Below are 13754 nucleotides of genomic sequence, written 5' to 3'. Positions count from 1 at the left end.
TTAGATCTCAATCCCCTTATCAAATCTCGAAGCTATTTTATAATAATTCTCGGACCATCCATTAGCCATTGAGCACTCTTGAATGGGAGCGGTTGGTAGAAAAAGCACGATCAAGTAATCCCGATCAAACGCTTCTTCCCGTTCAATTTTTTGCACGAAGGTTCGCAATTCTTCCGCTAACTCCGCAGGTATTGTTCCATCAAAAGCCATTTCATTTCCACTTAATAGCAGTTCAATGGTTTCTTCCAAAACGAGCTTTAAACTGTCCAATTCCATTAGTCCAACAGTTGTTAAAGTGATATTACCTTTTATCTAACTGGTATTTCCTCGTCAACTGTACCAGCGTTTCAGGCCTTTTTGGTCCATTCAATTCTTCCAGTAATTCATCGGGTTGCCGTTCGTACAATTCACCCCACCATTTTTTGGTTTTGTTGTTCCAAATCCTCCACCCTCCGGAAACTCCTTTAGCTACGTATCTTCTTCTTGGTTTGGCCATTGTTATCTGCGAAACAAGAGATTAGGGGTTTCATTATTCTAAATTCTTAACATCTGTGAACTGTGATGAACAGACATGATATAAATAGAATCTTCAGCTATCTCATAAATGATTCGATAATTTCCTTCGATTAATTCTCGTAAGTTCTCTCGTTCAGCCTCTGGAACGACTCGTCCAATTTTGGGGTATTCTACAAGAACTTCTACCTTGTAGTAGAGCTTCGATACGGTTATTTCCGCATATTTTGGTGAATCTTTTGCTATGTATTCACCAATTTCATTTAGATCTAATAAAGCGTTGTTTGTCCAAATTACTTCAACCACTTATTCAGTTTGCCTTTAGCTTCTTGATGAGAAAAAGTATTTCCCTTCTGGACGTCCTTCCTTCCTTTCTCAATTTTCTCCAGTACCACCAATCGTTCAATTAACTCATCCAACTCGAAATCTTGAGGCATGTCTTTGATGGAGTCAATTGCTACTTGTTTGTTCATAGGTTAAAGATATGGAAGAAGATGAACAAAAATTGAATTCGGAATTAGTGCAAGTAGATTTAATCTTAGCTATTCATTGAATAACGCAGTTATCTAACCAATTCGTACGTGTAGACACCCACATCATTTTTTCTGGCAGAAAGGGTGATCATCCCGCCGGTTACCGTAACAGTATATTCTCCATTGAGTACTAAGTTCCAATCAAAATCTGCTGTCCAAATATTCACATCTGTGAAAATAACTGAACTAATACCGACTTCATAGGTGCCACTTCCTCCGGCAGGAAACCTGTTTTCTCCTGCTGTAGAAGTAAAAGTGCCGTCGGAAAAAGTAATGGTGACTGGATTGCTCTGGGTCTGGCCCCCATTTAAGTATTCGACGGTAAAAGTCCCTTCATAGGTGCCGTTCAATTCGATTATTTCCGGAACCGCTTCGTTCTCTGAACATCCGGTTACCAGGAAGCAAGCTATCAGTGTCGATAAAAGTAGTGTTATTCTAATCTTCTTCATTTTGTTGAGGCTTCGTAATTGTAAGTAAGCATGAATTATTCAATGAGCTGTAATTCACAATTTCTATGCCAGGCGCCTCGTGTTTCGAGAATCAGAGGGATTAGTGGTCCTTTTCACTTTCTACCGTTATGGCATTTTGGTTTCGAGCCAGAAGCAAAAAATCAAATTCATTTTCATAGGACAACCCCATTGTCGACAGGAGAGCAAAATCATCTGAACAATCGTCAAAGGTGGATAATACCTTCTGGGCTTCTTCTGGCTTGACTTTTTCCAGAGTATTTACCAGGAGATGTTGATCACCCCACAACATGGTCGATTGATGGTAGATGGTCTTGATGGAGAACACTTTATTTTCAAATAATGAAGATTTATTGATCTGATCAGCTAACCACCCACCTTTCTTTTGCGCGTGCAAACTGCCGTACGAGAAATAGAATTTTTCAGCACCGGTTAATTGTTGAAGCTTTAAAAAGTTTTCAAGTAGCTGGCTATCGGACCGCTTCACTGTAGCTGAATTGTCAAGCACCATCATGAAATGGGTCAAATCATCCTTAAGGTATTCCTGAAAGACTGTTTTATTCGCTGAAACAATAGGGCTAACATTTTCCCAAATTTCCTTAATCTCTTTCTTCTCCTTTTTCGAAATAAAGTGTGTCCAGTTTTCGGCCTGAAATGACTTCAGTTTTTCGAATGTTTCCTGGACGATTTGCGGTGGATTTCCATGCTTATACAGCAAAGCATTCAACATGAGCGGTAAATGATAAAACGGCTCAGAATCAATGCCATATACTTTGATTCGCCGATCCTCGGGTACTTTTTTATTGAAATTGGCCAATCGTTCAACAAATTCCCGCTCTTCTTTAGGTAAAGGAAAACCCAGAAAATCGAGGTATTGAGGGTCAGAAGTTTCAATGTATTGAGCAAGGAGGAAAATGAAACTATAGGTCCCCTCTTTGATGAAATGGGTTACTTCTTGCGTATTGTTTAGATGAGTAAGCAATGCATAATCCATCAGGTCATTACCCCCTATATTATGCGTCTCACCCAAAAAGAAAACGCTATATTCGTCAAGTAAGCCTAATCCCGCAGTTCCTTCAATGTCCCTGTCATACGACAAATCGAAACAGTTACTGGTTTGACCATATTGTAAATGTGCAAAAAGGAAAAAAAATAGGAGAGTTAATACGTGCTTCATTGGATGCTTAGCTTAAGAATCGCTCCCTGTTCTACCTCGGGAATGACAAGACCTAAACTAGGGTATTCTTTCAAACCTCAACTTCGTTGCAACGTCTTTAATACGATATTTCCGCCTATTTTGGTGAGAAAAATACGGCTCCAAAAGTGGTTGGACTCGGTGGTCTTGATAGTTATGGCATTCTAAGTAAGCATACTTTTAGACGATTGGTAAGTTCCAATGTGGACAAGCAATCCAGCGGTGTTAGACCTTCTAGTGCTGGAACAGTGCTGTGGATCCAGTGCAAAGAATGTTCCTCCCGTCTTAGCCAGATTACCTTAGCTATTTCCCTGTCGCCAATTTTCTGAGTCAGTAAATGAAATTGATCGGAATCAGTTGGTTCGGGGCAAAATTCTGAAAATTCATCCCAGTGTTCATCGTTGAAGTATTGTTCTAATCCGGGAATGCTTGTTACATATATAAATTGGGTTAAAAGCTGTTACTGGGCGTAGATTGAACCTACGCTCGTATATGAAGTCGTAGTTCAAACTACGACTAGAGGGGTATAATTCCATAACGCCGAGATATGATGATTAGGAGTTATAAAGCACAACTTCCGGTCTCGCGATAGCCACGCTTTCTCAAAATTTATTGTTAGCATTTGTTATGCATCTTCTTCATTTTCAGAATCGCTCATCTTATTAGAAATGTATTCTTCAAAATCCTCATTTACATATCTAAGGTTTCGCATCCTATGATCTTCATTATCCAATACTGCATTTATTATAGCTTTTTTCGATTCCTCACTCAATTCTTTAAAATCAGCCCAGTGAGGTGACATTCTTTCCATTTCGATCGGGAAACGTAACTGAAAAAAAGTGCCATCTTTTTTTATCAAAAATTGATTCCTTGAAGAAAATCCTGTTCCTTCGGATCTTCTACTTTCAACAATGTCACAAGCTTTAATTACGTCATCAAAAGATTTGTCCGAGAGCAATATTTCGTTTTGCTTTTCCCCAGAAATTCCGGACAAGAAATCGATTAGTCTTCTAAATTTGATTGCCCCTCGAGCAGTGTCTTTTAAATCAGAATTAGTAATGGAAGTGAGAAGAGTTGTTTTTATGTCTGTTAATTGTGATGTTAGGAAATCAAACCTTCTAACTTCTGCCTTTTTAGTTTTTTGTTCATAGAGTAATCTTTGAAACAATGCAGACCACTGTTTTGTGAGAAAATCCTTGATATCATCGTACTTTGTAAAATCTACAATTGAGTTGTTTTTTGTTCTATGCCTAATGAAGTTTATAAATTCAAAAATAAAGACTGCAGTTTCAGTTTTGTCTATTGAAGGAAAATCAACACCTTTTAGAAAGCCTCTTTTGCCTTTATTTTTCTCATAGAAAAGATGGTCATGTGAAACCTTACTATCAATAAATGTAAAGATTGGAATTTCAAGCTCGATCGCTTTTAATACCTCAAGTTGCGTAATTGAAATATTACTATCATCTAAAAATTTAGGAGATTTAGATAAGTTTTTTAGTGAATCAATATCTATTGATTCCACGGCTTTAGGAACTGCCTTTCCTCCGAACCTAGAGCCAACAATTAGAACAACCATATCAGCACTTTGGATTTCCTTAATACAACTCTCATGAGTGTGATCTCTTGGATCATACAAAACATCATTGTAATCGCTCATTACTGGCTCATACCCAAGTTCAGAAATAAAAGTACGTAGTTGTCCTCTAACTATATTTAGATCATAACAAGTCGAGGATACAAATATTTTTAAGTTGGCCATTTACTCTGTTTTTAGTAATGCATAACATCAAAATAGAAAGAACAAAATTCCATCTACTTCCTATACATCTCACTAATCTACTAATTTATCCTCCCAAACAACGCCGACACCTACAAGAATTTAGGCTTTTTGAACATTGGCGCTCATGGACCATGAGCAAGGAACAGAAAACCACAGTCCTCCTCTAATCCCACTACCCGGTTCAGTCGGGGAGATAAACCATTCAGTCAGTGATTTGATGCAGCTAGTCGAAATGAACCTTTCGGGTGGGTTCCGCGTTTGTTGTTTCCACTATATTTGCCCGCTTTAAGGTTGTAAGCTACCATGAGGATCATTATTGCCGGTGCTGGGGACCTTGGTTTCCACTTGGCAAAACTATTGGCATACGAGGAGCAAGACATTGTGTTGTTGGATCTCGATGAAGAAGTCCTGAGCCATGCCGCAAACACCCTGGATGTGCATACCATTCGGGGCAGCTCTACGTCCATCAGTGTTTTGGAAGAAGCGAACATATCGAAATCCGATATGCTCATCGCGGTTACTTCTGACCAGGAAACCAATATCGCTACGGCGATCATTGGCAAACAATTGGGAGTAAAGCGCACCATCGCGCGCGTTTCCAACATCGAGTTTTTGCACCAGCGCGAAAAGCTGGACCTGCGCAACATCGGTATCGACGAAATCATCTCGCCGGAATCGCTTGCCGCAAAAGAGGTAAAGCGGCTGTTGAAAGAAACAGCCATGACCGATACGTTCGAGTTTGAGAAAGGCATGCTGTCCCTCATCGGGATTACCGTGGATGAAAACTCGGAACTGTTCGGCAAAACCTTAACGGAAACAGCCTACCTCAACCCTGACCATAATTTCACCACGGTGGCCATCCTACGGGATAATGAAACCATTTTGCCACACGGTGAAAACAAGTTCAAAAACCAGGACCATGCCTATTTCATTGCGCAGCCTGATGGCGTAAATCGCGTGATGGACCTGGCCGGGAAACGTAGAGTTGATGTGAAGAACATCATGATTCTTGGTGGATCTAAGATGGGCACACACATCGCGCGTCAGCTGAGCAAGAAATACAACATCAAACTCGTCGAGCAAAACAAAGAAAAGTGTTTCAATCTGGCAGATGACCTGGCAGACACGATGATCATCCATGGTGATGGTCGGGACGTGGAAAAGCTCCGTGAAGAAGGGATTGACCACATGGATGCCTTCGTTGCCGTAACGGGTAACTCAGAAACGAACATCATTTCGTCCCTGGCGGCCAAAAACGCTGGCGTGAAAAAGACCATTGCCCTCGTGGAAAACATGGATTACATCCATTTGTCACAGAGCATCGGGGTAGATACGCTGATCAACAAGAAACTGATCGCGGCAAACTTTATTTTCCGATACATTCGTAGGGGACAGGTGATCAACCTGACCAGTATCCACGGCGTGGATGCGGAAATCCTGGAATTTGAGGTGCTGGACAATTCAAAAATCTTACAACGCGAGTTACGCAACCTGGATTTCCCAAGAACAGCCATCATCGGTGGCGTCATCCGAAAAAATCGGGGGTATACTGTAAGAGGAAACTTTCAGTTCGAACCCAAGGATCGGGTCGTGGTGCTTTCCAAGCCGGAGTGTATCCATGTCGTTGAACGTTTTTTCAAGTAAATCGAAAAGCAATCATCGGAATGCCAATTAACTTTACGCAGCTACCAATCCGATGACCTTCAATTACAAAGTGATCATTCATATCATCGGCATCCTGCTGATGTTGAATGGAGCGTTCATGTTTGTCTGCGTTCCCTTTAGTGTTTATTATGGCGAAGGAGACCTCTTGGCGTTGACCGTTTCCGGGACCATTACCATTGTTACCGGGTTTTTAGCTTTCATCTTTACCAGAAAACGGCAAAACAAAGAACTCCGAAAGAAAGACGGTTATCTGGTCGTTACAGCCGGGTGGCTCAGTATGAGTTTTTTCGGAACGTTACCTTATCTCCTCAGTGGGGCCATTCCTGATCTTACGAATGCCTTCTTCGAAACGTTATCCGGCTTTTCAACGACAGGAGCCACCATTTTGACAGACATTGAGTCCGTACATAAAGGCATTCTGTTTTGGCGCAGCCTCACCCAGTGGATCGGGGGCATGGGGATCATTGTACTCACGGTAGCCATCCTTCCGATTTTGGGCATTGGAGGCATGCAGCTTTTTGTGGCGGAAGCACCGGGCATCTCTCCGGACAAGCTACAACCTCGGATCAAAGAAACCGCCAAACGACTTTGGTTAATCTATTTGGGTCTTACTGTCACAGAAACCGTGTTACTGCTGGTCGGCGGCATGAATTTCTATGATGCCATCAACCATGCACTAACAACCATGGCTACCGGAGGTTTTTCAACGAAAAATGCCAGTATCGCCCACTATACCTCGCCGTTCATTCAATATGTGATCATCATATTCATGTTCCTCGCCGGAACGAACTTTACGATGACCTACTTCGGGTTACACGGTGAATTCAAAAAGGTATTGAAGAACCAGGAATTCCTTTTCTACTCCTTGTTCTGTGTGATTGCCTCTATTCTGGTCGGTACCATCATCTTCGGATTGGGTCACGATTCTTTCGAAAAGTCTATCAGAGATGCGCTGTTCCAAGTAGTATCCATTATTACTACAACAGGTTATGTCACCCATGATTATACGCAATGGACGTCATTCCTTTCCTTGCTGTTTTTCATCATGATGTTTGTTGGTGCCTCTGCTGGTTCCACAGCTGGTGGTGTGAAAATTGTCCGACACATCTTATTGATCAAAAACAGTATCCTCGAGCTCAAACGACAATTACACCCTTCCGCGGTAATTCCGGTTCGTTACAATGGCAAAGCGGTATCCCGAGACATCACGTTCAACATCCTGGCGTTCATCATGATCTACATCTCCATTTTCGCCCTGGGATCGATCATCATGGGAACGTTTGGCGTTGATTTCAATACAGCGATTGGATCAGTGGCCACTTGTCTTGGGAATATTGGACCTGGGATCGGAACCGTAGGGCCAGTTGATAATTTTGCCCATTTACCTGCGGCAAGTAAATGGTTTTTATCATTTTTGATGCTCCTTGGACGACTGGAGCTATTCACCGTCCTCATTTTATTTACTCCTTACTTTTGGCGCAAAATTTAGCAGTCTATGTCCTTCCTTTTAAATTATATCATCTGGAGTCCTGACCCAGCGATTTTTACCATTCCCTTATCCGGAATTGGCCTGGAAGATCGACCTGTGGTCTGGTACGGATTGCTTTTCGCTACTGGCTTCTTGCTTTCGCAACAGGTGATGTACTATATCTTCAGAACAGAAGGAAAGCCGCAGACGGATGTAGATAAACTGACTACCTATATGGTGGTGGCCGTCATCCTGGGTGCTCGTCTGGGCCACTGTCTGTTTTACAATCCTGAATATTACTTATCCAATCCTTTGGAAATCCTAAAGATCTGGGAAGGAGGGCTGGCTAGCCATGGCGGTGCGATTGGAATTTTGACGGCCATTTGGATTTTCGTGAAAAAGATCAAAGGATATACCTGGTTATGGATGCTGGATCGTTTGGCCATCGTTACTTGCCTATGCGGTGCATTGATCCGAACCGGAAACCTTATGAATTCGGAAATGGAAGGGACCATGACGAATTCCAGCTACGGCATCGTTTATGCACGTGGTGCCGAAGACGTCCTGGATTTCGATGATGAAAAAGTTGAATCTGTCTACTTTGAAGAAGGAGGGTCCAAGACTTCCGATGTTCCTGGACGATATCCGATCAAAGCCATTGTTGAATTCAAAGAAGGGGTAACGTTCGGGACCACTCAACAGGAAATTAGTTTTATTGAGAACAACTTACGACGATCCCTATTGGGTTATACAGAAGTGATCGAGCACGTGGACTTTGGCAGAGGTCAACCACTTAACTATGAAGTGAAGAAAAGAGGAGGCGTTCAGTACCTCGAAATTTCGGGAATTGGTATTGCCAGACATCCGGCCCAGCTTTATGAAGCCCTTTACTGCTTGTTGATCATGGTCCTGGTATTTTGGCTTTGGAAAAACAAAAGGGACATACTTCCGGAAGGTTTCATGTTCGCGGTGTTCATGATGTTGCTTTGGTCGCTACGATTCGTGGACGAGTTTTTCAAAATGAATCAGGAAGCCTTTGAAGAAGGTCTACCGATCAACATGGGCCAAATCCTTAGCATTCCAGGATTCCTATTTGGTTTAGCGGCGATGATCTATGCCTTAACGAAGAATAAGAAGGCTACTTAATAGCGATTCAAAGTACTCGATTAGCGTATTCCCGGGTCTTAACTTTCCTTGTATTGAATGAATTCATACATTCAATACATGAACCGCTTTGTGTCTTTGCTTATCGTCTGCTTTCTCTTTCTTTCATGTAAGGAAGAAAGTGTGACCTGTGAGGGTCCGTATGAGTCAGTTTCTGGAATTCCAATGTTTGGTTTAACCTCTTTTTCCAGTGACTCAATCGCAGGATCAGTTTTTCTTGAGACAGGGTCAATAGCTGTAGTCATATGTAACCCTGAAATCTTTCCAGAACCCGATGGTTTTTACCTAGACCAAATATTATTGGATTCTGCTGATACTGATGCCTGTCAGGAATGCATTCAAATCTTCGAATGGTCCGGACCAGGGTGTGATCCGGGACATGTAGCAATGGAAACGGAAAGTCCATTTCTAAGTTCCTCATGGAAGTTTGACCATTTAGTCCTTGAGGAAGAAAAGCTTTATGGTCCTTGCTTGAATACCAGTCAGCTTTCCTTTCAGAACAATCGTGCAATATTTAAAGTCCGGAACGAGTTTAGTCCAATTTTCGAGCTAGACGGAGATGTGATCCGTTTTGAAAAAGATCCCATTCAAACCCTTGCCGGAGTACATGGCTACGATAGAGTAATTGAAGAAACATTTGAAAGACTATTCTCAGAGACTCCTGTTAGGATAAGCATTACCGGAAACCGATTGACGCTTACGCATGAAGAAAATATTGAATTCGTCTTTTACGCCGAATGAGATGAAAATGCAATGGACCTTAATTCTATTGATCGTTTTCTATTATTCTTGTTCTTCTGATGAACCCAATTGCATGATCGATCCGTCCATGTCAGGAAGGGTGTTGGAGGTCATCGGATCAGCAGATCAATCGGCTGAGTATTACCTATTATCGGAGGATTTTACCGAAAGGGTAACTGCTCCTTCGCTATGCGACCCGGAGACCTTTGCGACTATCACACCTATCTCTTTTCAGGCCCGATTGGATTCTGCCTACGTCAACAACTGTGAGGAATGCCTTAAGGTAATCGAATGGACGGGGCCCGGATGTCCTTTAGAGCCCAATTCTACTTCAGCTCCTCGGACTTTTCAGGATATGGACTGGCGCTTTGCTCGATTGGAGTTTCTAGATGGTTTCTTGAATCCACCTTGTGACGCACCCATGAACGTACGATTCCATACTGATGGGACATTTTCACTGATTATTACCAGCAATCAGCATGGAAAGTACGAATTTGACGGAGAGGCTCTCCGTTTTGTTGAGATCAGTGAAACACTTGGTATTGCTGTTGGTGGATATCTCGGTTTATTTGATGGTCAACTACGACAGCATTTGTATGAAAGGGCAGAGCCTTTACAACTGACCCTTGAAAATGACCAGCTGATCCTTTTCAGAGAAGCACCCTATGTAAGAATCGTGTTGATTCCATAAAATTTGTCCTCTATTTATCCCTTTGTATCAATCCAACTCAATTTTTTGAAGAAAGAAAAGAAAGGTTGTTTCCTTTGTACCGTTCTATGAAGAACGACAATGGGCAAGATCAACTTCAAATATTCATTTACGCTAGTACTGATATGGCTGATGGGCTGTATCGGAACCGACCTTGAACCTGAGGTTACCCCCATCATCCGGCTCACCAATCTCCCTGAAAACTTCCATGTTACGGGCGTCTATACCCTTGAAGCCAGTTACATGAATGAACGGGGCATGGAGGAAGACGTAACTTTTATCTGGTCCAGCTCTGATGCCACCGTATTCTCCATTGATCAAAATGGTATCGGCCGTGCTTTGAAAGAAGGCATTGTCGACCTATCGGTCCAGTACGAAGACAGAAAGGAAGAAATTTCCATCACGGTTTTCTCCTCGCAGGAATCTATTCGAATTGTAGAAGCACCTGATTCATTAAGTGTTGGTGAGACATTCACTTTGCGCGCCGAATACACCGACCTGACCGGGATCGTGAAGCAACCTGATCTTCCAATAACATGGAGTGTTGCGGAAAGTAGCGTTGCCGAAATAGATGAAAATGGAACAATCCGAGGTTTGTGGGTCGGCGTTGCAGATGTAAAGGCAACAGTCGGAGCTTTTTCCGACTCAGTAAGTTTTGAAATCAATCGGGCTGAAACCGTCTTTGACGAGGAATTGAGAATTGTTGTTTTGACGCAAAGCATGGAGTTAGGTACGCAATTCCAATTCGAAGCACAGTATTTTGACAGCTCGGGAGAAGTGGATAACACAGTATTCGCAGATTGGGCGTCTTCTGCTCCTGAGATCATCAGCATCAACCAAAATGGATTGGCCCGTGCCCTGACGGAAGGAAGTGCTACCATTTCTGCCCTGACCAATGGAAAAACCACATCGGTCGAGGTAACCGCCTTTTCGGAAAATACGAATATGGTTAGAAGCGGTTCATTGGAAGGAAGAGGGTACCGAATCAGTGGAAACTTCACTTTAGCACAAGATGGTGATCAATTGATCCTGAGTTTTGAAAATGCGAGCATCGACCCCAATGCTCCCGGACCATATTTCTATCTGAGCAACCAGGAGCGTAGTGTTACCGGTGGGGTTAATCTTGGCAAAAGCGAGGACGGTACTTTTAGCATCAATGTGACGGAAGTTTCTCCAGAAACCACCATCGATAGTTACGATTACGTCATTGTATGGTGCGAACCCTTTAATGTGACCCTGGGACTGGGTAGTTTGAGCAATTGATGACGCGACTAAAAATATATGGCCTCCTGCTTTTTAGTCTGATAGCTTTCAATGGTGTGGCTGGGGGTGGATGGCCTCAACCGAAAGGCAATGGTTTTCTGAAATTTAATCAGTTTGCCATGCGAAGCAATCGGTACTTCAATCCGGAAGGTGATCTTATTGATGTTCGTCCAAAAATCTCGGTTTACACTAGTAGCCTGTACGCGGAGTATGGAATTACTTCGAAACTGACCGGTGTTGTGTATTTCCCATTCTTCTCCAGGGTTACACTGAATGAATTCCAAAAACTGGATGGTTCCATAGACGAGGGTGATTTTGTCAACTCATTAGGAGACGCGGACATTACGTTGAAATATGGTATTGTGACCGATCAGCCAACGGTAGTGAGTATTTCGCTTACCGGAGGAATACCTCTTGGAAACGCGAATGGTGGTCGCACGGAATCGTTGCAAACAGGAGATGGTGAATTCAACCAAATGGTAAGCCTGGACATCAGTCATTCCTTTTATCCGGTTCCGGTGTATTTATCGATCATGGCTGGAGTCAATAATCGAACCCGGAACTTGTCCGATGAATTTCGTTATGGTTTCGAAGTAGGCTATACGTACAAAACTTGGTTGACCTTCCTGACTAAACTTTACGGCGTAAAATCACTAAGGAATGGTGATTTAGCTACAAGTCCGAATCAAGGGCTATTCAGCAATAATGTGGAATATTTAGCGCTATCACCTGAAGTCATCGTGGATGTCAAAAACCAGTATGGGTTTACCGCCAATGTGAGTATGGCTCTGTCCGGCCAACAAATCCTGGCTTCGCCATCCTTTTCTGTCGGGGCATATCTGCGGTTCCATACGAAGTGATTTCCTTGACGTCATGCCGGTTTTTTTCGGCCTAGGTTTATTTGGTCGAAAAAATACCGGTATCTCTCGCTTATTTTTACCCCTTGATCAAAAAAGCGCTAAATAACTCTCCCCAACTATTCCTCCTCTTTTGGTTAGTGATCAACCTTATCCAGGCGGCAGTTACCGAAACCCACAACGACGAGAGTTACTATTGGATCTACACCCAACAATTGCAGTGGGGTTATTTTGATCACCCTCCTATGGTCGCGCTGGTCATCGACATAGGATATTCACTTTTTCAAAATGAGTTCGGTTTGCGATTGGTTAACGTACTACTGATCACCATTGCTATCGGATTTTTTTTCAAGATGGTCCCAAAAGACTCGTTAAAAACACCGGCGATATATTTGATGCTACTGGCTGTCCCTTTTTTGAATTACCTGGGGTTTTTGGTATTTCCCGATGGGCCATTGATCGCTTTTGGGGCTGCTTTTTTGTTTTACTATCAACAGTGGCTAAAAAGCAATCAACTGAAGCACGTTTTCATTCTCGGCTTTTGTGGGGCGGCCATGCTGTACAGCAAGTACCACGCAGGCCTGTTTTTCGTATTGATCGTTTTGTCGAATTTAGAACTACTCCGAAACCGGCAGTTTTACCTCATTACAGGGATTTCTCTACTGCTATTTCTACCGCACATCTGGTGGCAATATCAACATGATTTTCCTTCCATTCGATTTCATCTGATCGAACGTTCCTCCTCTTTTGAGTTGAAATACGCCCTTCGTTTCGTGGGAGAACAATTGCTGGCCGTAGGTCCGGTATTGATGATCAGTCTTTTTATCAAAACCAAAGACCAATTCGAAAGGGCCTTGGCTTTTATGGTCAGGGGGTTCTTCGTTTTCTTCCTCTTTTCATCCTTGCGAGGGGTTGTGCATATTCAGTGGACCTCTTTGGCCTGGCTACCGGCCATATATCTGGTGACTCGGTTTTGGAATGACAGATTTCACAGCAAGTGGTGGTACGCATTGCTGGTGCCGCATATTTTGCTGACGCTCCTCTTTCGACTGTATGTCGGAACGGACTTAATCCCTGGACAAAAAATTGGACCTCATTACGTCAAAGGACAAAAAGAATGGTACAACGCACTGGCAGAAGAAGTAGGAGACCGGCCTGTAATTTTCCTTTATGACTTAAAAGAACCTAGTGCTTACACCTTCTACACTGGTAAACCCGCGATAGCCATTTACCCGGATGGGGAAAAGAAAAGTCAATATGACCTCTGGCAACAGGACAAACAACTGGATGATAAAACCGTCGTGATCGCAAGTAAAAGACAGTTTGATGGGGCTGAAGAGTTTAATGCTGGGGGAAAAAGGCGCGTTTATTTGAAGCGAGAAGAAAGCTACTGATTACC

15 protein-coding genes are annotated in these 13754 nt (G+C 42.8%); 8 read left to right on the top strand and 7 right to left on the bottom strand.

All coding sequences use genetic code 11. The features are described from left to right. From R8G66_31790 to R8G66_31760, 7 genes are all read right to left on the bottom strand, one after another. Window positions 1–276 (bottom strand): hypothetical protein, encoded by a 276-nt coding sequence (locus tag R8G66_31790; GenBank protein MDW3197003.1) that lies wholly within the window; start codon window positions 274–276, stop codon window positions 1–3. A 25-nt stretch (window positions 277–301) separates the two neighbouring features. Continuing rightward, on the bottom strand, window positions 302–496 hold the full coding sequence (locus R8G66_31785; protein MDW3197002.1) for a hypothetical protein: 195 nt from the start codon (window positions 494–496) through the stop codon (window positions 302–304). A 38-nt stretch (window positions 497–534) separates the two neighbouring features. Beyond that, window positions 535–819 carry a type II toxin-antitoxin system RelE/ParE family toxin gene (locus tag R8G66_31780; GenBank protein MDW3197001.1) on the bottom strand — a complete coding sequence of 95 codons (285 nt, stop codon included), beginning with the start codon at window positions 817–819 and terminating at the stop codon, window positions 535–537. Next, on the bottom strand, window positions 807–986 hold the full coding sequence (locus tag R8G66_31775) for a hypothetical protein (GenBank protein ID MDW3197000.1): 180 nt from the start codon (window positions 984–986) through the stop codon (window positions 807–809). Before R8G66_31775 ends, R8G66_31780 begins: the two co-directional genes overlap by 13 nt. A gap of 89 nt (window positions 987–1075) precedes the next feature. Continuing rightward, window positions 1076–1495: a hypothetical protein gene (locus R8G66_31770; GenBank protein MDW3196999.1), complete on the bottom strand. Its 420-nt coding sequence runs from the start codon at window positions 1493–1495 to the stop codon at window positions 1076–1078. Window positions 1496–1595: 100 nt separating this feature from the next. Beyond that, a complete protein-coding gene (locus tag R8G66_31765) occupies window positions 1596–2690 on the bottom strand; it encodes a hypothetical protein (GenBank protein ID MDW3196998.1) in 1095 nt (364 codons plus the stop codon). A 643-nt stretch (window positions 2691–3333) separates the two neighbouring features. After that, on the bottom strand, window positions 3334–4467 hold the full coding sequence (locus tag R8G66_31760; GenBank protein MDW3196997.1) for a DUF4062 domain-containing protein: 1134 nt from the start codon (window positions 4465–4467) through the stop codon (window positions 3334–3336). Between the two features lie 324 nt (window positions 4468–4791). Between R8G66_31760 and trkA the strand changes: the two genes are divergently transcribed. The 8 genes from trkA to R8G66_31720 all read left to right on the top strand — a co-directional run bounded on the left by trkA (window position 4792) and on the right by R8G66_31720 (window position 13749). After that, window positions 4792–6132 carry a Trk system potassium transporter TrkA gene (gene trkA / locus R8G66_31755; protein MDW3196996.1) on the top strand — a complete coding sequence of 447 codons (1341 nt, stop codon included), beginning with the start codon at window positions 4792–4794 and terminating at the stop codon, window positions 6130–6132. 52 nt (window positions 6133–6184) lie between these two features. Beyond that, on the top strand, window positions 6185–7642 hold the full coding sequence (locus tag R8G66_31750) for a potassium transporter TrkG (GenBank protein MDW3196995.1): 1458 nt from the start codon (window positions 6185–6187) through the stop codon (window positions 7640–7642). 6 nt (window positions 7643–7648) lie between these two features. Beyond that, complete coding sequence (locus R8G66_31745) at window positions 7649–8767, top strand: prolipoprotein diacylglyceryl transferase (protein MDW3196994.1); 1119 nt, start codon at window positions 7649–7651, stop codon at window positions 8765–8767. A gap of 57 nt (window positions 8768–8824) precedes the next feature. Continuing rightward, window positions 8825–9526, top strand: coding sequence for a hypothetical protein (locus R8G66_31740; protein ID MDW3196993.1), 702 nt, complete (start codon window positions 8825–8827; stop codon window positions 9524–9526). Then, window positions 9489–10217, top strand: a complete 729-nt coding sequence (locus R8G66_31735; protein MDW3196992.1) for a hypothetical protein — start codon at window positions 9489–9491, stop codon at window positions 10215–10217. The genes R8G66_31740 and R8G66_31735 overlap by 38 nt, the downstream gene beginning before the upstream one ends. A 99-nt stretch (window positions 10218–10316) precedes the next feature. Further along, a complete protein-coding gene (locus tag R8G66_31730; GenBank protein MDW3196991.1) occupies window positions 10317–11498 on the top strand; it encodes an Ig-like domain-containing protein in 1182 nt (393 codons plus the stop codon). Then, entirely contained in the window at window positions 11498–12358 is an 861-nt protein-coding gene (locus tag R8G66_31725; protein ID MDW3196990.1) for a hypothetical protein, read from the top strand. The genes R8G66_31730 and R8G66_31725 overlap by 1 nt, the downstream gene beginning before the upstream one ends. 83 nt (window positions 12359–12441) lie before the next feature. Then, window positions 12442–13749: a glycosyltransferase family 39 protein gene (locus R8G66_31720; GenBank protein MDW3196989.1), complete on the top strand. Its 1308-nt coding sequence runs from the start codon at window positions 12442–12444 to the stop codon at window positions 13747–13749. Window positions 13750–13754 lie beyond the last annotated feature (5 nt).

Source organism: Cytophagales bacterium, assembly GCA_033344775.1.
Classification (GTDB): domain Bacteria; phylum Bacteroidota; class Bacteroidia; order Cytophagales; family Cyclobacteriaceae; genus JAWPMT01.
The sequence above is the reverse complement of the archived record's forward strand: the minus strand, read 5'-3'. Positions and strand labels throughout refer to the sequence as shown.